General features: G+C 35.8%; 22 protein-coding genes and 1 riboswitch. Of the genes, 21 read left to right on the top strand and 1 reads right to left on the bottom strand.

The window, feature by feature from the left end; genetic code table 11:
- The first annotated feature begins 55 nt into the window (after positions 1 to 55).
- Entirely contained in the window at positions 56 to 1228 is a 1173-nt protein-coding gene (locus tag AAC084_RS15940) for an aminotransferase class I/II-fold pyridoxal phosphate-dependent enzyme (RefSeq protein ID WP_339841204.1), read from the top strand.
- Between the two features lie 64 nt (positions 1229 to 1292).
- Here AAC084_RS15940 and AAC084_RS15935 read toward each other — a convergent pair whose 3' ends face one another.
- Entirely contained in the window at positions 1293 to 1820 is a 528-nt protein-coding gene (locus AAC084_RS15935; RefSeq protein WP_339841202.1) for a hypothetical protein, read from the bottom strand.
- Positions 1821 to 1908: 88 nt separating this feature from the next.
- Here AAC084_RS15935 and AAC084_RS15930 point away from each other — a divergent pair, with 88 nt between their 5' ends.
- The 20 genes from AAC084_RS15930 (at position 1909) to AAC084_RS15835 (ending at position 24377) form a co-directional block, all read left to right on the top strand.
- Complete coding sequence (locus tag AAC084_RS15930; RefSeq protein ID WP_339841200.1) at positions 1909 to 2319, top strand: Rrf2 family transcriptional regulator; 411 nt, start codon at positions 1909 to 1911, stop codon at positions 2317 to 2319.
- A 201-nt stretch (positions 2320 to 2520) separates the two neighbouring features.
- Complete coding sequence (locus AAC084_RS15925; RefSeq protein WP_339841199.1) at positions 2521 to 2784, top strand: DUF2061 domain-containing protein; 264 nt, start codon at positions 2521 to 2523, stop codon at positions 2782 to 2784.
- Between the two features lie 17 nt (positions 2785 to 2801).
- A complete protein-coding gene (locus AAC084_RS15920; protein WP_339841198.1) occupies positions 2802 to 3425 on the top strand; it encodes a phosphoadenosine phosphosulfate reductase family protein in 624 nt (207 codons plus the stop codon).
- A gap of 46 nt (positions 3426 to 3471) precedes the next feature.
- Positions 3472 to 4422, top strand: a complete 951-nt coding sequence (gene cysD / locus AAC084_RS15915; RefSeq protein ID WP_339841197.1) for a sulfate adenylyltransferase subunit CysD — start codon at positions 3472 to 3474, stop codon at positions 4420 to 4422.
- 82 nt (positions 4423 to 4504) lie between these two features.
- The gene (locus tag AAC084_RS15910) at positions 4505 to 5752 is read left to right on the top strand and encodes a GTP-binding protein (protein ID WP_339841196.1); all 1248 of its coding nucleotides are present in this window, start codon (positions 4505 to 4507) and stop codon (positions 5750 to 5752) included.
- Between the two features lie 113 nt (positions 5753 to 5865).
- Positions 5866 to 7956 (top strand): nitrite reductase, encoded by a 2091-nt coding sequence (locus tag AAC084_RS15905; protein ID WP_339841195.1) that lies wholly within the window; start codon positions 5866 to 5868, stop codon positions 7954 to 7956.
- A 34-nt stretch (positions 7957 to 7990) separates the two neighbouring features.
- A complete protein-coding gene (gene cobA, locus AAC084_RS15900) occupies positions 7991 to 8809 on the top strand; it encodes a uroporphyrinogen-III C-methyltransferase (RefSeq protein ID WP_339841261.1) in 819 nt (272 codons plus the stop codon).
- A gap of 116 nt (positions 8810 to 8925) precedes the next feature.
- Positions 8926 to 9987: an NAD(P)/FAD-dependent oxidoreductase gene (locus tag AAC084_RS15895; RefSeq protein ID WP_339841194.1), complete on the top strand. Its 1062-nt coding sequence runs from the start codon at positions 8926 to 8928 to the stop codon at positions 9985 to 9987.
- Positions 9988 to 10146: 159 nt separating this feature from the next.
- Positions 10147 to 10265: riboswitch (SAM riboswitch) on the top strand.
- Positions 10266 to 10383: 118 nt separating this feature from the next.
- Positions 10384 to 11373, top strand: a complete 990-nt coding sequence (locus AAC084_RS15890) for a homocysteine S-methyltransferase family protein (RefSeq protein WP_339841193.1) — start codon at positions 10384 to 10386, stop codon at positions 11371 to 11373.
- 39 nt (positions 11374 to 11412) lie between these two features.
- Positions 11413 to 11766: a four helix bundle protein gene (locus AAC084_RS15885; protein ID WP_339841192.1), complete on the top strand. Its 354-nt coding sequence runs from the start codon at positions 11413 to 11415 to the stop codon at positions 11764 to 11766.
- 10 nt (positions 11767 to 11776) lie between these two features.
- On the top strand, positions 11777 to 14521 hold the full coding sequence (gene metH, locus AAC084_RS15880; protein WP_339841191.1) for a methionine synthase: 2745 nt from the start codon (positions 11777 to 11779) through the stop codon (positions 14519 to 14521).
- A gap of 189 nt (positions 14522 to 14710) precedes the next feature.
- Positions 14711 to 15664 (top strand): methylenetetrahydrofolate reductase [NAD(P)H], encoded by a 954-nt coding sequence (gene metF / locus AAC084_RS15875; protein ID WP_339841190.1) that lies wholly within the window; start codon positions 14711 to 14713, stop codon positions 15662 to 15664.
- A 109-nt stretch (positions 15665 to 15773) separates the two neighbouring features.
- A complete protein-coding gene (locus AAC084_RS15870) occupies positions 15774 to 16871 on the top strand; it encodes an acyloxyacyl hydrolase (protein WP_339841189.1) in 1098 nt (365 codons plus the stop codon).
- A gap of 1 nt (position 16872) precedes the next feature.
- The gene (locus tag AAC084_RS15865) at positions 16873 to 17685 is read left to right on the top strand and encodes a head GIN domain-containing protein (RefSeq protein WP_339841188.1); all 813 of its coding nucleotides are present in this window, start codon (positions 16873 to 16875) and stop codon (positions 17683 to 17685) included.
- Positions 17682 to 18791: a serine hydrolase domain-containing protein gene (locus AAC084_RS15860; protein ID WP_339841187.1), complete on the top strand. Its 1110-nt coding sequence runs from the start codon at positions 17682 to 17684 to the stop codon at positions 18789 to 18791. The genes AAC084_RS15865 and AAC084_RS15860 overlap by 4 nt, the downstream gene beginning before the upstream one ends.
- Positions 18792 to 18866: 75 nt before the next feature.
- The gene (locus AAC084_RS15855) at positions 18867 to 20183 is read left to right on the top strand and encodes a hypothetical protein (protein WP_339841186.1); all 1317 of its coding nucleotides are present in this window, start codon (positions 18867 to 18869) and stop codon (positions 20181 to 20183) included.
- Positions 20184 to 20449: 266 nt separating this feature from the next.
- A complete protein-coding gene (locus AAC084_RS15850; RefSeq protein WP_339841185.1) occupies positions 20450 to 21277 on the top strand; it encodes a prephenate dehydratase in 828 nt (275 codons plus the stop codon).
- Entirely contained in the window at positions 21274 to 22419 is a 1146-nt protein-coding gene (locus tag AAC084_RS15845; RefSeq protein ID WP_339841184.1) for an aminotransferase class I/II-fold pyridoxal phosphate-dependent enzyme, read from the top strand. The genes AAC084_RS15850 and AAC084_RS15845 overlap by 4 nt, the downstream gene beginning before the upstream one ends.
- A gap of 4 nt (positions 22420 to 22423) precedes the next feature.
- Positions 22424 to 23284, top strand: coding sequence for a prephenate dehydrogenase (locus AAC084_RS15840; protein WP_339841183.1), 861 nt, complete (start codon positions 22424 to 22426; stop codon positions 23282 to 23284).
- 10 nt (positions 23285 to 23294) lie between these two features.
- Entirely contained in the window at positions 23295 to 24377 is a 1083-nt protein-coding gene (locus AAC084_RS15835) for a bifunctional 3-deoxy-7-phosphoheptulonate synthase/chorismate mutase type II (RefSeq protein WP_339841182.1), read from the top strand.
- The last annotated feature ends 39 nt before the right edge of the window (positions 24378 to 24416 follow it).

Raw genomic sequence — 24416 nt, 5'->3', positions numbered from 1 at the left:
TTAGAAATACGAGGTACGAAATAATAGGAAGGAATAAAGAGGAAAGAAAATAGAGATGAAAGAGAACAATAATAAGTTTGAAACAAACGCCATACGTACGCAATTAAAACGTAGTGAGAATCTAGAGCATTCCGTTCCTTTATATCTGACCTCTAGTTTTGTGTTTGAAGATGCTGAAGATATGCGTGCTTCATTTGCAGAAGAGAAAGAGCGAAATATTTATTCTAGATATTCCAATCCTAATTCATCTGAATTTATAGAAAAGGTATGTCAAATGGAAGGTGCCGAAAACGGATTTGCGTTCGCATCGGGTATGGCAGCAGTTTTTTCAACATTAGCAGCACTTTTAAATAGTGGTGATCATATATTATCGGCTAGAAGTATATTCGGTTCAACCCACTCGTTATTTTCTAATTTCTTTCCAAAATGGAATATTAGTCACACCTATTTTAAGATTGACGAATTGGAGCAGATTGAAAGTATGATCACTCCCAACACCAAAATAATCTATGCTGAAACACCTACCAACCCAGGAGTTGATGTGTTGGATTTGGAAGAATTAGGAAAGATTGCTAAGCGTAATAATCTAATTTTGATTATTGATAATTGTTTTGCAACGCCCTATTTGCAGCAACCGATAAAGTTCGGCGCTGATTTAGTAATTCATTCCGGAACTAAATTAATGGACGGTCAAGGTAGAGTTCTAGCAGGAATTACGGTTGGTAATTCAGAATTGATGGATAAAGTCTATCGATTTTCTCGAATAACTGGTCCGGCTTTGTCACCATTCAATGCATGGGTACTTTCTAAAAGTTTAGAAACTTTGGCGGTACGCGTAGATAGACATTGTGAAAATGCACTGAAACTTGCAGAATATCTGGAAGGTAACGAGAACATTAATTGGGTAAAATATCCATTCTTAAAATCGCATCCGAAATATGAAATCGCCAAAAAGCAAATGAAGGCAGGTGGTTGTGTAGTAGCATTTGAAGTAAAGGGTGGTTTAGATGCTGGTAGAGAGTTTTTCGATTCTATAAAACTATTATCTCTTTCTGCCAATTTGGGAGATTCAAGAACAATTGTAACGCATCCGGCATCAACTACGCATAGTAAGTTAAGTGTTAAAGAGCGTGCTGCTGTCGGTATCTCAGATGGTATGGTGCGTATATCGGTTGGCTTAGAACATATAGATGATATCATAGCTGATATTGAGCAAGCCTTAGGGTAATAACATTTCAAAACATAAAAAAAGCCCGGTATATACCGGGCTTTTTCATTTGTAAGAAATAATTTTATTTGCTTAACGTCATGTTATAGGTTGCGCTAACGGTTGAAGTACCGATAAATGATTCTACTGTTTCATCTAAGTTGTAGCGAAGAGATATTTTAGAATCATTAAGTTCTATTATAGTAAAACCAACTTCATCATCACCTGAACCAAAATATAGCGTACTGCCGTCTAATCTCCATTCATTAGACTGAAAAAAATCTTCCCCATCCTGTTCATCTGTTTCAGTTTGGCCCATTATTGTAGTCGTTAAAACAGTGGTGTAAGAGCCTTCGCTAGTAACAATTTGTGGCTCTTCTGAAAAAGTGACAATAGTATCAAAATCTTTACCAACAGCATTAAAAGTGGCAGGTATTGAAGTGTCTTCGATAGTAGTGTTCGATCTACCATCTGTAGCTTCGAGTGCTGTAAGGTTCCAAGAGCCTACAATCTGAGCTTCGGTAGCGTTAGAAACACCATCTTCATCTTTAGAACATGAAGAGAGTATCACAGTATATGCTGTTAAAATTGATAGTAATAAATATTTTTTCATGATTTGTTTTTAGGGTTGAATGTATGAACGTCGAAATTGTGACTTAAAGTATAATAGGGATATTTTTATATTTGGCTATCTTAGCATTATGCTCTCCAAAAAGACAAAATACGGTTTAAAGGCCCTCGCTTATTTAGCTTCACAAAAAGATAAAAAGCCTGTACAGATTTCAGAAATTGCTGAGAAGGAGAACATATCCCAGAAATTCTTGGAGAGTATTCTTTTAAGTCTTAGAAAGACTGGTTTTTTAGGTTCTAAAAAGGGGAAAGGTGGAGGTTATTATTTATTGAAAACTCCAGAAGAAATTTCTATGACCGATGTAATGCGCGTTTTGGAAGGTCCTATTTCCATGGTACCTTGTGTAAGTCTCAATTTTTATGAAAGCTGTGATGATTGCCCCGATGAACAAGCTTGTTCTGTACACAAATTAATGCTACAAGTGCGTGACAGTGCGTTAGATGTTTATAGAAATAACACGCTGAAGGATATTATCTCATAAATACTTAAGTTTTATTAAACCTCTTTTTTGCAATTGTCAAATACATTGCGAAATATGAATTTTTCACGCCTTTTTATTAATAATCTACTAAATCTATGGGGTAATGGAAATTTATTTTGATTTTATCCGACTACTTTGGAAATAAATATTATTTTTGAAAACTCTATTAAATTAGTAGGGTAATAAAAATTGAATAAAAGGATGATTGCAGATCAACTTATTTTTAATAAAAAAGAAAGCAAAACAACGTACGAAGATGATAAAACATCTGAAAAACCTATACGTAGTATTGCGAAGGCCTTTAGTTGGAGGGTGATCGGTACATTAGATACCTTGATTATATCTTATATACTTACTGGTGAAATTTCAGTTGCTGCCTCAATCGCATCCATTGATTTTGTAACGAAAATGGTTTTATACTTTTTTCATGAGCGTTTTTGGAATTTAATTAAGTGGGGTAAATAATAAAAGGGGATAGTAATATGGCACTAACAGACGCACAAGTTCAAAAATTGAATGTTCAGTTTAAAGGTATTCCACCAGAAGAAATAATTTCATGGGCGGTTAAACATGGTCAAGCGCCAGTGGTAACGACCAATTTCAGACCTTATGAGGTGGCTATTTTACATGCTATATCTGAAGTACGAAATGATATTCCTGTAGTTTGGTGCGATACTGGGTATAATACGCCTAAGACCTATAAGCACGCAGAAGAATTAATAGGAAAACTGAACTTGAATATTAAACTATATGTTCCTAAGCAGACAACCGCTCACAGAGATGCAGTTATGGGAATACCGCAAATTGATGATCCTAGGCATGCAGAATTTACAGAACAAGTGAAGCTAGAGCCTTTTAAAAGGGCGATGTCAGATTTTAAACCAGATGTATGGTTTACCAATCTTAGAAAAGGACAAACTGCTTTGCGAGACAGCTTAGATATTTTAAGCCTAAGTAAAGATGGTGTTTTAAAGGTGAGTCCATTTTATCACTGGAACGATACACAGCTAGATACCTATTTAAAAAAATATAAACTCCCCAACGAGCATAACTATTTTGACCCAACAAAGGTGTTAGAGAATAGAGAATGTGGATTACATAGTTAATACAGGGATAGAATAGAATTAAGATAATTTATCTAAGAAAAGTATAATGAGTAACACAAGTACGGAATTAGAATTACAACCTCAGCTTGAACTTTTAAATGATACGGCACATATTAATGCGCTAGAGAATGAAGCTATTTACATTATAAGAGAAGTTGCTGCGCAATTCGAGAAGCCAGTTCTTTTATTTTCTGGAGGTAAAGATTCTATCACATTGGTTCGATTGGCACAAAAAGCTTTTTGGCCTTCAAAAATACCTTTCCCTTTAATGCATATTGATACGGGGCATAATTTTCCTGAAACTGTAGAATTTAGAGATCGGTTGGTAGAAGAATTAGGATTAGAGCTCATCGTAAGAAATGTACAAGATTCTATTGATCAAGGAAAAGTAAAGGAAGAGTCTGGTAGATATTCTAGTAGAAATAGTTTACAGACAACAACACTATTAGATGCAATCGAAGAATTTAAATTCGATGCTTGTATTGGTGGTGCACGTAGAGATGAAGAGAAAGCAAGGGCTAAGGAACGTATATTTTCAGTTCGGGATGATTTCGGACAATGGGATGAGCGTAATCAGCGTCCAGAGTTGTTCGATATGTTGAACGGTCAAATTGAATTAGGTCAGAATGTACGGGTATTTCCAATATCTAATTGGACCGAATTAGATGTGTGGTCGTATATCAAAGAGGAAGAAATTGAAATTCCGTCTATCTATTTTGCGCATAAACGTAAAACTTTTTTAAGGGATGGTATGATATGGTCTGCAGAAGATGATATTGTATTCAGAGAAGAAGATGAGGTAGTAGAAGAACGATTAGTTCGTTTCCGTACGGTAGGTGATATGTCTTGTACAGCGGCCGTTTTGTCAGATGCTGTAAGTATAGACAAGGTCGTAGAGGAAATTAGAGATTCCACTATTTCAGAACGAGGGGCTCGTATAGACGACAAACGTTCTGAAGCAGCCATGGAGAAAAGAAAACAACAAGGATATTTTTAATCTGGTTGATAGTTGTTGGTTGTTCGTTGATAGGAAATCACGAATAAAACCAACAACCGACAACCAACAACGAACAACGAAATTGGAAGTACTAAAAATAGCAACAGCAGGTAGTGTAGATGATGGTAAAAGTACCTTAATTGGAAGAATACTTTACGATACAAAATCACTTACTAGCGATAAGTTGGAAGCAATAGAAAAGACCAGTAAGCAAAAGGGATACGATTATTTAGATTTCTCTTTAGCGACAGATGGTTTGGTTGCAGAACGTGAGCAGGGAATAACAATAGATGTTGCCCATATCTATTTCTCTACAGCAAAGAAAAGTTACATCATAGCAGATACCCCTGGGCATGTAGAATATACCCGTAACATGGTTACAGGAGCTTCTACTTCTCAAGCTGCCATTATTTTAATAGATGCGCGTAAAGGAGTTATCGAACAAACGAATAGACACTTTTTCATCAATAATTTGTTACGTATCAAAGATGTTGTTGTAGCGATTAATAAGATGGATTTGGTAGATTATTCTGAAGAAAAATATAACGCTATTAAAGCTGATTTTGAAGAATTGATGGCTAAGCGTGATTATCAAGATCAAAAAATAACATTTATCCCTGTGAGTGCATTAAAGGGAGATAATGTGGTAAACAAATCTGATAAGACGCCGTGGTATGAGGGACAAACATTATTAGAGCATTTTGAGACTTTAGATAGGAAAGATATTTTTAATGTGGGTACGCCACGTTTCCCAGTCCAGTATGTTATCCGTCCAAAAACGGATGAGCATCATGATTTTAGAGGATTTGCGGGTAAAGTGTATGGTGGTGAATTAAGTGTAGGTGATGAGGTGGTAGCGCTTCCGTCACAAACACGATCTAGAATAAAGGATATTTATTTCCATGACAAGAAATATAAAACAGCATCTAGAAGGTCGTCGGTGACGATAACATTAGATGATGAAATTAATTTAAGTCGTGGCGACATGTTAGTGAAGGCTAATGATTTACCAACAGTTGATAAACAATTTACTGCTACTATTTCTTGGATGGATTCATTACCGTTAGCTGCCGGAAATAAATATATAGTACAACACGGTGTCAATAAAGTTTTGGCTAAGGTTGAACAAGTGCATCATAAGATAGCTCCAGATTATTCAGGTATTGATACGGAAATCGATTCGTTAGGCATGAATGATATTGCCCAAGTTAGCTTCCGTTTAAATAAACCAATCTTCTATGATCAATTTAAGAATCACAGAACTAACGGTTCGTTTATTTTAATAGATACAAAATCTAATAGTACCGTAGGAGCGGGCTTCATTAGTTAAATAGAAAAGGTCAATTGTAATATTGGCTGTTTTTAATAAGTCTATAAAATCTATAGGCAAAATATAGTAATAATTTATCTCGGTACATGGTGCTGAACATTTAATACTAAGCGATGCAGAGTTTTAGAACAGAAATAGAAAATCAGGTAGTTGAAAAGGATATCCTTGAATTGGAACGTAAGATTCATGAGTTCCATGGAGGTAAACTAGATGAGGAGAAATTTAGAAGCCTACGTTTGGCTCGAGGAGTATATGGTCAGCGTCAAGAAGGCGTTCAAATGATTCGTATAAAGTTACCTTACGGAAAGGTAACTTCTAAGCAATTGCTTCGTATTTGTGATGTGTCAGATGAGTATTCTACGGGTAGATTGCACATTACTACGCGTCAAGATATTCAAATTCACTATGTAGATTTGAACAGAACACCTGAATTATGGTCACAATTAGAGAAAGATGATATAACGTTAAGAGAGGCTTGTGGAAATACAGTTCGTAACGTTACGGCGAGTGAAACTGCAGGTATTGATGTAGATGAGCCTTTTGATGTTTCACCATATGCACATGCCTTATTTCAGTATTTTCTACGTAATCCTGTGAGTCAAGAAATGGGACGTAAGTTCAAGGTTTCTTTCTCTGCTAGTGATGCCGATACCGGATTGTCTTACATGCATGATTTAGGCTTTATTGCTAAGCTTGAAAATGAAGAACCAGGATTTAAAGTAATGCTTGGTGGCGGATTGGGTTCTCAGCCAAGACATGCAGATGAGTTATATAGCTTTTTACCAGCAGATCAAATTATTCCTTTAATGGAAACGGTTATACGGGTTTTTGACCGTTACGGTGAACGTAAGAGTAGAGCAAAGGCAAGAATGAAATTCTTGTTGAAAGATTTAGGTCTGGACGGATTTAAAGAATTATTGGCTGCGGAGAAAACAGCGGTTCCTTTTGATACATTTCCAATTAATCCAGAAGATTATCCTAAGACTAAAGTTTCAGATTTAAAAGTTCCTGCAGTTGAAATAACGGATGCAAAAGAATTTGAACAGTGGAAATTAACGAATGTGGTTCCGCAGAAACAACTTGGTTATGTTGCTATCGGCATCAAAGTTTTATTAGGTGATTTTTATACAGATAAGGCGCGTTTATTAGCGAATTTGGTGCAGAAATATGCAGCGGGAGAGCTACGTTTGTCGCTTCGTCAAAACATTCTAATTCCCTTCGTAAAAGAAGAAAATATTGAATTTTTCTATTCGGAATTAAAGAAATTAGGTTTTGCAGATGTTGGTTATAATAAAGCTTTAGACATAACTGCTTGCCCAGGTACAGATACATGTAATTTAGGTATTGCCAGTAGTACAGGTATTGCAGAGGAATTAGAAAGAGTTATAAAAACAGAATATCCAGATTATATAAACAACGAAGATGTTGTTATAAAAATAAGTGGATGTATGAATGCCTGCGGACAACACAATATGGCAAATATTGGTTTTCAAGGGATGTCTGTCCGTACAAAAGATAAATTAGTAGCACCTGCGCTTCAAGTATTATTAGGTGGTAGTACTGATGGTAATGGTCAAGGTCGTTTTGCTGATAAGGTAGTGAAAGTACCAAGTAAAAGAGGTCCAGAAGCATTACGTTTAATACTAAATGACTTTGATGCAAATGGAGGTGATTTATCATTCCCAGATTATTATGCAGAAAAAGGTCAAATGTATTTCTATGATTTCCTGACTCCATTATCATCAGTAGACGATTTGACTGCTGAAGATTTTATTGACTGGGGAAATACAGAACGTTATGAGAAAGCAATTGGTGTTGGTGAATGTGCTGGTGTCGTAATTGATTTAATTGCAACGTTACTTTTTGAAAGTGAAGAGAAAATTCAGAATGCACAAGATATGTTCGACGCAGAAAAATGGTCTGCGAGCATCTATCACGCGTATTCTTCAATGGTAAATTCTGCGAAAGCAATGTTAACGTCAGAGAATACGAAAGTAAATACGCATGTAAGTATCATTAAAGATTTCGATGAGAAATTTGTAGCCGATGGAAGAATTGCTGTTGCAGGCGGATTTGAACATATGGTGCTTCAATTGAATAAAAAAGAGCCTTCAAAAGCATTTGCTGAATTTTATTTAAAAGATGCGAAGTTATTTTTAGAAACTGTTGCAAAATTTAGACAACAAGAATTAGCAGAAGTATAATATGCACATCAATAATTTATCCAATCAAAAAACAATCAATTCAATAGTTGACGCTCCCTCGCAACGCATAGGGAGGTTAACTGTTGTTGGCGCAGGTCCTGGTGATATCGAACTCATTACCTTGAAAGCAATCAAGACTTTAGAGAATGCAGATGTGGTTTTGTATGATGCTCTAGTGAATGAAGAGCTTTTGACTTATGCTAAGAATGCAGAATTAATATTCGTTGGCAAGCGTAAAGGTTGTTATGCGTATCAGCAAGAGCAAATCAACGAACTTATTATAAGTAGAGCCAAATCTCACGGACATGTGGTGCGATTGAAAGGGGGAGATCCTTTTGTTTTTGGTCGTGGATCAGAAGAGATGGAATATGCTGCCGCGTTTGGTTTAGAAGTTGCTATGGTGCCTGGTATTTCATCAAGTTTAAGTGTACCTGCATATCAAAATATACCTGTTACCAAAAGAGGAGCGTCAGAAAGTTTTTGGGTAATTACGGGTACTACTAAAGAGCATAAATTATCTACAGATGTAGCATTGGCAGCTAAAAGTAGTGCGACAGTGGTAATTTTAATGGGAATGTCAAAACTACCTCAAATAGTAGATTTATTTAAGGATGAGGGTAAGTCAGAAATGCCAATTGCAATTATTCAAAATGGTACGCGAGAAAATGAAAAAGTTGGTGTAGCCACTATTGAAACTATAGTTGAGGTGGTTGAGAAACAAAAGCTTTCAAATCCTGCAATCATAATAATAGGCGAGGTGGTAAGACATCGCGAATCTTTGATAGAGGCAAAGCGTGCATATTCGAATGATGAAAATGTTCGGTTGAGTGCAGTCGAAACAATTAATAGTTAATTAATAAGAAGTTTAAATAGAGGGTTATAAGTTGTAAGTAAAATAAAGAGTGGTAGTAAGAGAGTGATTTTAGGAAAAGAAACTCAATACTATTTACTCAATACTAAAAAAGAGGTATGATTAAAACAGATATGCTCATTATAGGAGCGGGGCCAACCGGATTATTTACGGTATTTGAAGCGGGATTATTAAAGTTGAAAACGCATTTAATAGATGCATTACCCCAACCAGGTGGTCAATGTTCAGAGATTTATCCTAAAAAACCGATTTATGATATTCCTGCATTTCCAGAAATTTTAGCAGGTACATTGGTAGATAACCTTATGGAACAGATTAGACCTTTTGAACCTGGGTTTACATTAGGTGAAAGAGCGGAGACTTTAGATAAATTAGAAGATGGTTCTTTTGTAGTAACAACAAATAAGGGAACAAAACATAATGCGCCTGTAGTGGTTATTGCTGGAGGGTTAGGTTCTTTCGAACCAAGAAAGCCTCCCATTTCTAATATTGTAAATTTTGAGGATACCGGTGTTTCTTACATGATTAAAGATCCTGAGGTATATAGAGATAAAAAAGTAGTTATTGCCGGTGGTGGCGATTCTGCTTTAGATTGGGCAATTTTCTTAACTGATGTAGCTTCCGAGGTAACCTTGGTTCACAGAAGAGATGAGTTTAGAGGGGCTTTAGATTCGGTTGAAAAAGCATCTGAACTTGCTAAATTGGGCAAGATTAAATTGGTGACCAAAGCTGAGGTAAAGGAGTTGCATGGTAAGAATCAGCTTGAAGCGGTAGTACTTAAACATACAGATAAAGAAAAGGAAGACACGTATTTAGAGGTTGATCACTTCATTCCTTTATTCGGACTTTCTCCTAAATTAGGACCAATAGGTGGATGGGGATTGGATATAGAGAAGAATGCAATTAAGGTCAATAATGCAAGAGATTACCAGACCAATATACCTGGGGTGTATGCAATTGGTGATGTGAATACGTATGAAGGTAAATTAAAATTAATTCTTTCAGGTTTTCATGAAGCTGCAGTAATGTGTCAGTTTGCATATCAACAAATCAATCCGGGAAAAAGGTATGTTATGAAATATACTACCGTAGGTGGTGTTGAAGGATTTGATGGCTCGAAAAAAGAAGCTAAAAAAGAAGTCGTACAGAGTATTGCATAAAGTAAATACTAATAATAGTAAGACCTCTGAAGATTTTGCATTTTCAGAGGTTTTTTTTAAGACAAATTCTCGAAATTTCGTTGGCTAAAAAGTTCAATGAAGTTTTGGATTACAACGGGTAGTACCGTTACTTTGCAATTCGTTCATAAATAGATTGAAACGTTATCAAGAAAGGCGGAGGGACTAGACCCGATGAAACCTTGGCAACCCTTTCCCAATAGGACAAGAAGGTGCTACATTCTATCTTTTTCCTGCTTCAGAATTTCGGAGGGTTACAGGACAAGTCATTCGTAATGACACGATAAAGACAGATAACTTAAGAAAGATCATACTCTATCCTTTCCTTGCTTGATTCGTATTAACTTTTATTGAACGTAGAACCTTTTACAGTGAAATATGAAGGATATAAAGGAAATTTTAAAAGAAAGAATTTTAATATTGGATGGTGCTATGGGTACCATGCTACAGCGATATAAATTCCAGGAAGAAGATTTTAGAGGCGAACGATTTAAAGATTGGGAGCATCCACTGCAAGGTAATAATGATTTATTATCCTTAACACAGCCAGAAGCAATTGCAGAAGTTCATCGTAAGTATTTTGGTGCAGGTGCAGATATCGTAGAAACAAATACCTTTTCAGGCACAACCATTGCCATGGCTGACTACCATATGGAAAATTTGGTGTATGAACTCAATTATGAGTCTGCACGTATCGCTAAAATGGTTGCCGATGAATTCACTAAAAAAGAGCCGAATAAACCTCGTTTTGTTGCAGGGAGTATTGGCCCTACTAATAAGACGGCAAGTATGTCGCCAGATGTGAATGATCCTGGTTATAGAGCAATATCTTTTGATGAATTAAGAATAGCTTACAAACAACAAGTTGAAGCTTTGTTAGATGGTGGTTCAGATTTACTGTTGGTAGAAACTATATTTGACACCCTCAATGCAAAAGCTGCATTATTCGCTATTGAAGAAGTGAAAGAAGAGCGAAATATTGATGTTCCTATTATGGTTAGCGGAACAATTACCGATGCATCGGGTAGAACATTATCCGGTCAAACTGCAGAGGCATTTTTGATTTCTATTTCCCATATTCCTATTTTATCGGTAGGCTTCAATTGTGCTTTAGGCGCCAGTCAATTAATTCCCCATTTAGAGGTGTTGTCAACCAAAAGTGAGCATGCAGTATCTGCACATCCTAATGCAGGTTTACCTAATGCTTTTGGCGAGTATGATGAAACTCCCGATCAGATGGCAGAACAAATTAGGGAATATGTAGAAAAAGGATTGATTAATATTGTTGGCGGTTGTTGCGGTACTACCCCAGAACATATTACAGCGATAGCAAAGATGGTTGAAAATTTTGCTCCGCGAGAATTTTAGTTGCTAGTTGTTGGTTGATGGCAAAAAAATAGTAAGATAATGAAGGTTTACACAGAATTGGATGTTTGGAAAGAATCGAGGGTCCTTGTAAAGGATATATATTCTATAACAAAGTCCTTTCCAAAGGAAGAAACTTACGGACTTACAAATCAACTAAGGCGTTGCGCTGTTTCTATTCCCTCAAATATAGCAGAAGGTTGCGGAAGAAGAACAGCAGCTGATACAATACAGTTTTTACATATTTCAAGAGGTTCTTTATATGAATTGGAGACCCAACTATATATAGCTCTTGATTTAAGTTATATTGAGAAAGAAGATTTTGAAGCTATAAATAAGAGAATTATTAGCTGTAAGAAATTGATAAATGGATTTATCAATTATTTTAAAAAGTGATATAGATTAAATGAGCAATAGGTCTAAAATACCAACAACAACAACCAACCAACAACCAACAACCAGATATCTGCGGTTGAGTGGACTCGAACCTTTAATCGTTACTCCGGAAACCAACTTTATAAATGTTGGTGAACGAACTAATGTTGCTGGTTCAAAAAAGTTTCTTCGTCTTGTAAAAGAAGAGCGATTTGAAGAGGCATTAGCGGTTGCTAGAGAACAAGTTGAAAATGGAGCTCAGGTCATTGACATAAATATGGACGATGGCTTAATTGATGGTAAGGAGGCTATGGTCAAGTTTTTGAACTTGGTCATTGCTGAGCCCGATATTTCGCGAGTACCTATCATGATAGATAGTTCTAAGTGGGAAATTATAGAGGCAGGTTTACAGGTTGTTCAAGGTAAATGTGTGGTAAATTCTATAAGCTTAAAAGAAGGTGAAGAGCAGTTTTTGCATCATGCTAAATTGATAAAACGGTATGGTGCCGCGGTAATAGTAATGGCATTCGATGAAGTTGGCCAAGCAGATAATTATGAACGACGTATCGAAATTGCTAAACGGTCGTATGACGTTTTAGTTGAAAAAGTAAATTTCGCTCCTGAGGATATTATTTTTGACCTTAATATTTTTCCTGTTGCAACAGGAATGGATGAGCATAAGCTTAATGCACTAGATTTTATAAAGGCTACGAAATGGGTTCGTGAAAACCTTCCTCATGCTAGTGTCAGCGGTGGGGTAAGTAATGTTTCTTTTTCTTTTAGAGGAAATAATCCTGTTCGAGAAGCGATGCACTCGGTATTTTTATATCACGCAATTAAGGCAGGTATGAACATGGGTATCGTGAACCCGAGTATGTTGGAGGTATATGATGATATACCTAAAGATTTATTGGAGCGTGTAGAAGATGTTATTTTAAATAGACGAGATGATGCAACGGAGAGATTACTCGATTTTGCAGACTCAGTCGTTGGGAAAACAAAAGAAAGTAAGATTGATTTATCGTGGCGAGAAGAACCTTTACAAGATAGAATTACGCGTGCTTTGGTAAAAGGTATTGACCAATATATAATTGAAGATATAGAAGAAGCTAGGCAGGTTGCCGATAAACCAATAGAGGTTATTGAAGGAAATTTAATGACCGGTATGAACGTTGTTGGAGATTTATTTGGTAGTGGTAAAATGTTTCTACCCCAAGTAGTTAAGTCTGCACGCGTCATGAAAAAAGCGGTTGCGTATTTATTGCCGTATATCGAAGAAGAAAAATTGCTGAATCCACAAGAGGGAGACTCTAATAGTGCCGGAAAAATATTGATGGCAACGGTAAAGGGCGATGTTCATGATATCGGTAAAAATATTGTTGGTGTCGTTTTAGCTTGTAACAATTACGAAATTGTGGATTTGGGGGTGATGGTACCACCAGAAAAAATTATTGCAGCTGCCATTGAGCACAATGTAGATATTATTGGTCTTAGTGGATTAATTACGCCTTCGTTGGATGAAATGGTACATATGGCCAAGGAAATGGAGCGTAAGAATTTTAAACTTCCTTTATTGATTGGTGGCGCTACAACAAGTAAGGCTCATACTGCCGTAAAAATAGATACGAAATATAGTGAGGCCGTAGTTCATGTAAATGATGCGTCTAGAGCTGTAACTGTGGTGGGCGATTTATTAAAAAAGGAAACGTCTACAAGTTACAAAAAGGGTATTAAAGAAGATTATGATGTTTTTCGAGGTAAATTTTTAAATAGATCTTCAAGTAAAACATATAAACCTATTTCTGCAGCACGTAGAAACAAGTTTAAAATTGATTGGAAAACATCTGAAATATGTAAGCCTAATACCTTAGGTATTCAGGTTATTGAAGATATGGATTTAAATCTTTTAGTTCCCTATATTGATTGGACTCCGTTCTTTAGAAGTTGGGAATTACATGGGAAATACCCTGCAATTTTAACCGATGATGTAGTAGGTGAGCAGGCTACCGAATTATTTGCTGACGCTCAAGAAATGTTAAAGCAAATCATTTCTAAAAAACAATTGAAGGCCAAAGGAATCTTCGGACTTTTTCCAGCAAATTCAGTTAACGATGATGATATTTCTGTAGGACCTATTAATATCGACCCGAGTACAGTCGAGAACTACACGTTCCGAACGCTACGTCAACAATTGCAGAAAAGAGAAGGAGTGGCTGACTATGCGTTGGCAGATTTCATAGCTCCTAAAGAAAGTGGTAAACAAGATTACATCGGTTGTTTTTGCGTCTCTACAGGCTTTGGTACTGCAGAATTGGCGACCCAATATGAAAAGGCTTTGGACGATTATAATTCTATTTTAGTGAAAGCATTGGCAGACAGATTGGCCGAAGCATTCGCAGAATACCTCCATAAAGAGGTACGTATGAAGCATTGGGGTTATGCTTCGAAAGAAGAGTTAAGCAATGAAGAACTGATACATGAATCATATAAAGGTATTCGTCCTGCGCCAGGGTATCCTGCTTGTCCGGATCATTTAGAAAAATTGACTATTTGGGATGTTTTAAAGGTAAAAGAAACAATTGGTGTCGAGCTAACAGATAGTTTGGCTATGTGGCCAGCGGCATCTGTAAGTGGTTATTATTTTGGAAATCCAGAAGCACGCTATTTTGGACTTGGAAAAATAAAAGAGGATCAGGTGAAAGACTTTGCTGAAAGAAAGGGCATAGCTTTTGAAAAGGCGGAGAAATGGTTATCTCCAAATATTGTAGATGTGTAATACGCGTTAGGGATTGAAGCGGCATTTTTTTCTATTTTTGTTCATAAGCTTGAGATTAAACCTCAAGTTGTTCAATAGAAAAAATATAGCAGAAAGCCCGCCCGAACGCCCAAAATAAAGTTGATTAAGAATTAATAAATAAAGCCTGAACAAGGTTTCCTCACGTTTATAGAGGACAGCAGCAAGAATATGAAAGTAACTGACCATATTACTAACGCCAAAGGTAAAACGCTATTTTCATTTGAAATAGTACCGCCGGTTAAAGGGAGAAATATACAGGAACTGTATAATAATATAGACCCGTTGATGGAATTTAATCCTCCATTTATTGATGTTACCACATCTAGGGAAGAGACTATTTATGTACAGAAAGAAGGACTTCTTGATAAAAAAACAACACGTATGCGCCCTGGTACGGTAGGTATTTGTGCTTCTATTCAACATAAATATAATATTGATACGGTACCGCATGTCATTTGTGGAGGTTTTACCAGAGAGGAGACGGAGTATATGTTGGTCGATTGCCATTATTTAGGAATACAAAATGTAATGGCTTTACGTGGAGATGCTCGTAGTGAGCAGAAGTATTTTGAACCAACGGATGGGGGGCACCCATTTGCGATAGATTTAGTTAAGCAGATTAAAGATCTTAATTGCGGTAAGTATTTACATGAAACGATAGAGAGCGAGCATTCGAGTGAATTTTGTATTGGTGTAGCGGGTTACCCTGAAAAGCATTTAGAATCACCGTCCTTACAATCTGATCTTAAGCGATTGAAGGAGAAAGTGGATGCAGGAGCTGATTATGTCGTTACCCAGATGTTTTTTAATAATCAAAAGTATTTTGAGTTCGTTGAGGCTGCAAAAAATATTGGAATTACAGTACCCATTATACCTGGTATTAAGCCTATTGCGGTGCAACGTCATTTGCAGTTGTTGCCTCAAGTATTTCGAATAGATATTCCACAAGATTTAATAGAAGCTGTAGATAGTTGTAAAAATAATAAAGAAGTTAGGGCCGTAGGTATAGAATGGGCCATTCAGCAATCGAAAGAATTGAAAGCAGCCGGTGTACCTGTCTTACATTACTATTCTATGGGGAAATCTGATAATATAAAAGCGATAGCTAAAGAACTTTTTTAGTTTGCACCTAGTACAGGTTAAATAGTAATTAGATTTAAAGCGAAATGTTTTAAAAGAACTTGATACTTCATGCTCAGTACTTAATACTATATATTTATTTTTGCTTTCCATGAATCTAAGGCTATTTGTTTTCCTACTTTTTTCCGTTTCCTTTTGTTTTTCGCAAGAAAGTACTGAGCTTAAAAAGTACACCCTAGATGTGAATCAATTCTATGGGTCGATTATGTTGCACAATCCAGATATATCTCATTTGATAAGTGAGCATCCTAATGGTGTTATTCTTAGCTATAACCGTAAGACCTATGGTTCTAAAGCGTGGGAAGAATTATATAATTATCCAGATTTAGGGTATTCATTTATTTATCAGAATACAAATAATAAAACGCTAGGTGATAATTACGGTTTATACGCACATTATAATTTTTACCTATTAAAACGAAACCTGCAATTGCGTATTGGTCAAGGAATAGCGTATGTAACTAATCCGTATGATAAGGTAACTAACTTTCGGAATAATGCTTATGGGTCTGATGTTTTGAGTTCAACGTACCTCATGTTTAATTATCATAAAGAGAATATTTTTGCAGGATTAGGCTTTAAGGCGGGTATTTCTATCATGCATTATTCAAATGCAAATTTTAGGGCACCGAATACTTCAACGAATACATTGGCTTTTAATGCGGGCTTGGTATATGACCTTGATGGGGGTACTGAAATTGAATATGTACATCGTGAAAAAGAAAAAGTAACAGAGCCTTTACGATATAATTTTGCGTTAAGAACAGGGTTGAATGAAAGTGATGTAATTGATTCAGGACAATACGGATTTGTTGTGCTTTCTGCTTACGCCGATAAAAGGTTAGGGAGAAAGAGTGCCATTCAATTGGGGACAGACGTATATTTCTCCAATTTCTTAAAAGAATTAATTCGCTATCAAAGTATAGCATTTCCTGAAAATAATGTTGCGGCAGACGACGACTATAAGCGGGTAGGTGTTTTTGTAGGACATGAATTGTTCATTAATAAAATGTCAATTATTTCTCAATTAGGTTATTATGTGTATTACCCTTTTGATTTTGAGGGTCGTATGTATAACCGTATGGGGTTGAAACGTTATTTTGGAGATAAAATGTATGGGGCAATAACCTTGAAATCGCATGGAGCAAAAGCAGAGGCTGTTGAGTTCGGAATTGGAATAAGATTATAGGATGAAAGAAAAAATAAATTATAGTATAAATAGTTATCTGATTGAACGCAGTCGGAGCCTCTTTAGCCTGTTGTGTTTCCTATTCATTCTTATTTCTTTAAATTCTTGTGATTCTGAAAATGCATCAGATTGTTTTCAAGAGACGGGAGAAATTATTAGAGAAGATGTTGAGGTAGCGGAGTTTACTACGATAACCGTTTTTGAAAATATTACCTTGGTAGTAAAGCAAGGAGCGACCCAAAAGGTTGAAATTGAAACTGGTAAGAATTTACGGAATGAAGTAGCTGCAGTGGTAGAAGATGGTCGTTTAATATTATCCGATACGAATGACTGTAATTATGTAAGGGACTATGTTACAACAGTAGTGTATGTGACAACCCCAAATTTAACTAGTATTCGTAGCAGTACAGGTTTTCCTATTCGAAGCGACGGAGTTTTAAGTTTTGAGAACCTAAGCTTGCTATCAGAAAGTTTTACAAATCCTGAAGCAGAAACTACGGATGGTGAGTTCAATTTAGATTTAAACGTAACATCGTTAAGTATTACGGTAAATGGTATTGCCTATTTCAATTTAAGGGGAAATGTGGGAAATTTGAATATCAATATAGCAGCTGGTGATTCTCGAATAGAGGCACAAGAGTTGATAGCTCAAAATGTAAATCTAAATCATAGAGGATCAAACGATATACTTGTTAATCCGCAATTAAAAATTTCGGGTGTTCTTCGAGGTACAGGAGATGTTTTAAGTTATACCAGACCTACTGAGGTCGCGGTTGAAGAGTTATATAATGGCAGACTTATTTTTGTGGAATGAATCCCATACTTAAATATCTAAAAAATATATTTGCTGCTAATCGTGTAATAGGAGAAAATCTTGAATTGCAGGGATTAGTGAAGGCAGATTCGTTTTTGCAAGATTTGTATGCGAAAAATAAGTTTCCGGGTTTGTCTATTACAGTCTTAAAGAAAGGAAAAACCATTTTTCAAAAAGGATATGGCTATGCCGACTCGGAGCAAAAATCATACATAGATCCACAACAAACAATTTTTCGAATTGCCAGTGTATCAAAACCGATTGCAGCTACCGCATTGGCATGCATGGTTCAAGATGGAATATTAGATTTGGATGCTTCTTTTTATACGTATGTTCCTTATTATCCTAAAAAACAATGGGATTTTACTATTAGACAATTGGCTAGCCATACTGCAGGAATTAGAGGGTATCAAGGAAAAGAATATGGGTTAAATAAATCTTTGACTATAAAAGATAGTTTAAGGGTTTTTGAAGATTCGCCTTTGTTGTTTGAACCTGGTAAAGGGTATTTATATAATAGTTTCGATTGGGTTTTAATTTCCTTTGCAATGCAAGAGGCTAGTGGAATTCCTTTTGAGCAATATGTTCAAGAAAGGGTATTGAATCCTTTGGGGATGATAAATACGTTAGTTCCTGAACCTCCTAATGGTAAGAATAAAAATGGCGATTTTTTGCAGGGTACTAGTAGAAAGGCTACTTTTTATACGAAGATTGCAGCCGGTTTTAGAAAAGCCATTCCTGTAGATAATTTTTACAAATTGGCGGGTGGTGGTTATCTTTCTACATCGGAAGATATTGCCAAATTCGGACAGGCATATTTGGGCAATAAAATTATAGTAAAAGAAGAAATTCTTAATCAATTTATAACTTCTCAGCAGGTAAATGGTAAGAAAATATACTATGGTTTAGGCTGGCAGGTAAGTGAAGATTTACATGGCAGAGAATTCTACGGACATGTAGGTAATGGAGTAGGAGGATATTCTAATTTCTTTATATATCCGGCGGAGCAACTTGTTTTTTCAATTTTAATAAATTGTACGGATCCTAAAATTCAGGAAGAGTTAGATTCCGTTATCAACTGTTTTTTTAATCCAGTTGAGTGTTAATGATATAATTGTTTTTCAAGTATTTGAAGAAAGGGTATCTTAGTTTTACCAATCAATATGATTTGATTAACCTTTATGAGCCAACCAACAGAAACTACCGAAATTTTAGAGAATAAGAATGCCTTAAAATGGCTTCAGCGATTAAAGGAAGAAAGTTGGGAGGCAGAATTACTGGTCTCTGCCATCGCCATTTTTGGTACATTTCAATTATTTGGTTTAGTAGAGTGGATTACTAATAGATACATTGAACTTTTACCTGTTGAGCAATATAAATACGCATATTTTATTGTCTTCATGGGCCTTTTGGCTGTGAGTATATTGGTTTCGATGTTTGTTATTCACTTCTTTCTACGTGCCTATTGGATAGGTTTAGTAGGTCTAAATTCGGTTTTTCCCGACTACGGGTTAGAGGATAGTGCCTACTCTAAAATCTACACCAAAAAAATATTGGGAATCTTACCGAAACAAGAAGAGACAATTCAAAAAGTAGATGAATTGTGTAGTGTGATATTTTCGGCAGCTTTTACCATATTGTTGATTTACTCTTATTTAGCTGTGTCTATGAGTATCTACATGCTTATTTATAATTTGTTATCAGAATATGTGCATGCTTATTTACTGTTAGCTCCAGCGGTATTAATTGGTTTATTGTTGGTATTACAAACCATCTTCAGTATCGTTGGGAATTTAAAGACCTTCAAGGATAATGAAATTATTCAGAATTCATTTTTTAAGCTGGTGAAATGGGCATCAATGGTGACTTATGGTCCTTTGTACAAGTATTTATTACAGGTTTCAATGGCTTTTGCTTCTAATTTTAAAAAGAAGAAATCATTAGTATTTTTAGTTCTGCTGTTTTTTGTATCTGGAATGTGTGTTGCTATTGTTAAAGTTACTGACACTAATATTTTTTATTTAATAGATTTAGATAAACAGTACAGTGATCAAATGTATCTGGGTTATTATTATGACCAAAATCCAAATAATACGTTTTTGGTAACTCCGCAAATACAATCAGATATTATTGAAGGTACTACAGTAAAATTATTTATCCCTGTCTTTCATAACGAACGTAATTATCAAGATACCGTATGCGGCGAATATAAAGATGAGGAGGGTTTAACAAGAATTGAAAATAAGTTACGAGGGCGTAATTTTTATTTAAAATGTTATAATGCATATCATAAGGTTAAATTAAATGGTGTTTTGATAAATATGGAATTTCTTAAAAAACACCATCAAATATCAGAGCAGTTTGGTGTCGTTGGTTTTATAGACAAGGAACTATTGCAAAAAGGTAAGAATACAATCGAAGTAACTAAAACCTTAGGAGATGTTCGAGAGTACAATTGGTCTATTCCATTTTACTTTCAACCAAGCGCAAATCAATAAAGTTATGTTTTGCACAAAAACTGTTCGTTTTGAGATGGAAATTGATAATCTCAAAAAAATTATAAGTAAAACAACCATTTTTAAATATAATTACTACATTAGCCGAAGTTTACAAGAACAATGACAAAACAATATTTCTGGACTGGTTTTTATTTTTACTTCTTTTTTAAGAGAGGTACGGGACTGTTCTAGCATATTTTAAAAATAAAATAGAATTAAGTTCCGATATATATCGGAACTTTTTTTTTGAATATAATTGACTAAAAGTGAGTTTAAAAATAGCCATACAGGGAATTAAAGGTTCCAATCATCATCAAGTAGCAAAAGATTGTTTTGGCGATGATATAGAGCTTGTTGAATGTCTTTCTTTCGATGAGTTGGTAGATAAGTTATTATCTAAAGAGGCAGACCAAGGGGTAATGGCTATTGAGAATTCCATTGCGGGCTCAATAATTCCAAATTACGCATTGGTGAACCATAATAACTTACATATTATTGGCGAGTATTATCTAAACATTCATCATAACCTTATGGTAATGAGAGGTCAGAAAATAGAAGATATTTCTGAAGTGAGTTCACATCCTATGGCATTGTTGCAATGCAAGGAATATTTTAGACAATATCCACATATTAAATTAGTGGAAGATGTAGATACTGCAGAAACGGCAAAACGTATACAAGAACAAAAATTAGAGCATATTGCAGCTATTGCACCCAATGTTGCGGCAGAATTATATGGTTTGGACATCGTAGCAAACGACATACAGACCATTAAAAATAATGCTACGCGTTTTATCATTGTGCAAACAGAAAAAAGCACGTTGCCAGAGCCCGAAATTACGAAGGCTTCTGTACGTTTTATAACCGACCATAAAAGGGGAAGTTTAGCCGCTGTACTTAATGTTATGAGTGATTGCAGATTGAACTTAACGAAAATACAATCTTTACCAGTGATAGAGACGCCTTGGAAATATGCCTTTTTTGTAGACATAACCTTTGTTGATTTTAAGGAGTTTTCAAAAGCAAAAAGTCTGTTGAACATCATGACAGAAGACTTTAAGGTTTTGGGTGAATATAAAAATGTGAGAGCATGATACAGACCGCAGACAGACTTAAAACCATACAGGAATATTACTTCTCAAAAAAGTTAAGAGAAGTACGTGGCTTAATGGCTCAAGGTAAACCTATTATTAATATGGGAATCGGGAGTCCAGATTTGACTCCGTCAAAACACGTGCTTAATTCAATACAGGAAGCTGTATTGGAAAATGGGGCACACCAATATCAGAGTTATCAAGGTTTGCCACAATTAAGAGAGGCTATAGCTAATTTTTATCAGAAGAGATTTGACGTAACAGCAGATCCGGCCACTGAAATTCTACCATTAATGGGTTCTAAGGAAGGCATCATGCATATTAGCCTTGCCTTTTTAAATGCAGGTGATGAGGTGTTGATTCCGAATCCAGGGTATCCAACATATACATCAGTAACTAATTTGGTAGGTGCGGTGCCGAAGTATTATGATTTAACTGCCGAGAATGGATGGTTTCCAGATTTAGAAAATTTGGCAAAAGAAGATTTGTCAAAGGTGAAAATTATGTGGTTGAGTTATCCGCATATGCCAACTGGTGCTACGGCGACTAGAGCACAATTTGTGAAAATTGTTGCCTTTGCAAAAGAACATGATATTCTGTTGGTTAATGACAATCCGTATAGTTTTGTCCTTAATTCAGAACCTGCGAGTATTTTAAGTATACCGAATGCGAAAGAGGTTTGCTTAGAATTGAATTCTTTGAGCAAGACGTTTAACATGGCCGGTTGGCGTGTAGGTTTTGTTTTAGGTAGTGAAGATCATATCAATGCTATCTTAAAAGTGAAGAGTAATATGGATTCTGGTATGTTCTACGGAATACAGAAAGGAGCCATAGCAGCCTTAGAAAGTAGTGATGATTGGTTCGTTGAATTGAACAAGGTATACAGTGCACGTAGAGAATTGATTTTTCAATTAGCAGACTCGCTTGGTTGTTCTTATGATAGAGAGGCTGTAGGTTTGTTCGTTTGGGCAAAATTACCTGAAGGTAGTGTGGCATCCGAAGAGTTTATAGATGACATATTATATAAAAAGGATTTGTTCATTACCCCAGGAACGATATTCGGCAGCAATGGCGAAGGGTATATTCGTTTTTCACTTTGTATTACTGAAGATAAAATAAAAGAGGCAATCGCAAGATTTTAGTTTGATGAATGTATTTGTAATCGGTATAGGTTTAATTGGAGGTTCTTTAGCAAAAGACATAAAGTCTACGCAAGAAGATGTTACCGTTTATGGTATAGATTCTAATGCTACACATTTGGTAGAGGCCAAAGATTTAGGAATTATCGATAAGAAAGCGACATACCAAGATTTACAATTGGCAGATATGGTGATTGTTAGTATTCCGGTAGATGTTATGGTGACAGAGCTTCCGAAAATATTGGATGCCGTACCTGAAGATTGTGTTGTTTTTGATGTCGGGTCAACGAAATCTTTAATCTGTAGAACTTTAGAGAGTCATCCGAAGAGAAGAAACTTTTTAGCATGTCACCCAATATCAGGAACCGAGTTTTCTGGTCCGTCGGCTGCTATAAAAGATTTGTTCAGAGACAAAACGAATATAATTTGTGAAGTTGAGTTGACTGCTTTTAAACTCCAAGAGAAAGCATTGCAAGTCTTTCAAGCAATAGGAATGCGTATTCGCTATATGAATCCTGAAGCGCATGATAAGCATATCGCCTACGTGTCTCACTTATCGCATATCAGTGCTTTTATGTTGGGCAAGACAGTTATTGAGAAAGAGAAAAACGAACGTGATATTTTCGATATGGCGGGCAGTGGATTTGAAAGTACGGTGCGTTTGGCAAAAAGTTCACCTGCCATGTGGACACCTATTTTTAAACAGAATAAAGAGAATGTAGTTGAAACACTAGAAGAATACATTCAAAATCTTACAGCATTTAAAGAATTACTGCTGCAAGATGATTACGAAGGTATTTACAATGAAATGAACAATACGAATAAGATAAAAGGAATATTAAAAGGAATACCGTTAAACAAGAAATAGAATAATTAAAATGGAAAATTCAAAACAAATGAGAACATGGTTGGATGATTTAAAGCTAGACCATCCACTAGTAATAGCAGGGCCATGTAGTGCGGAAACAGAAGACCAAGTGTTAGGTATAGCACATTCTTTAAAAGATACCGATGTAAACTATTACAGAGCAGGTATTTGGAAACCACGTACTCGCCCAGGAAATTTTGAAGGTGTAGGCGCATTGGGCCTTAAATGGCTTCAAAAAGTTAAGGCTGAAACGGGTATGAAAACTGCTACGGAAGTAGCGAATCGTGCGCACGTTGAATTGGCTTTAGAACATGATATCGATTTATTATGGATCGGCGCAAGATCAACTGTGAGTCCATTTATCGTTCAAGAAATTGCTGATGCATTAAAAGGAACCGATAAAATCGTATTGGTAAAGAATCCGGTAAATCCTGATTTAGCCTTGTGGTTAGGAGCTGTTGAGCGTTTGGCTACTGCGGATATTAAAAATTTAGGAGTTATTCATAGAGGTTTCTCAACGTATGAGAAAACGAAATATAGAAATATTCCAGAATGGCAAATGGCAATTGATTTACAGACTAAATTTCCAGATTTACCTATAATCAATGATCCATCTCACATAACAGGAAATAGAGATATGATATTTGATGTATCACAAACTGCTCTAGATCTTAATTTTGACGGATTGATGATTGAAACTCATCATGATCCAGATAATGCATGGAGTGATGCTGCCCAACAAGTTACACCAGACAAGTTGGTTCAGATTATGAGAGATCTTAAAATCCGTAAAGAAGATAATACAGAGGCTGAGTACAATGCGAAATTGAACAACCTAAGAGCGAACATTGATATTTTTGATAATCAATTAATCGAAACTTTAGGTAAGCGTATGAAAACTTCAGATGCTATCGGGGAGCTTAAAAAAGAGAAGAACGTTGCAGTATTGCAAAGTACACGTTGGAACGAAATTTTAGGAGCAATGATTCTAGAAGGAGAAAGCAAAGGACTAAGTGAAGAATTCGTTCTTCGTATGTTCAAAGCTATTCATCAAGAATCTATTCGTCACCAAGAGAAAATAGTAAACGCTTAAGGTTAGCTTAACTTTTTAGATATAAAACATCCGCATATT

The sequence above is a fragment of the uncultured Maribacter sp. genome, assembly GCF_963977385.1.
GTDB lineage: Bacteria > Bacteroidota > Bacteroidia > Flavobacteriales > Flavobacteriaceae > Maribacter.
Note: the sequence above shows the minus strand (reverse complement) of the source record. Positions and strands in the feature narration are given on the sequence as shown.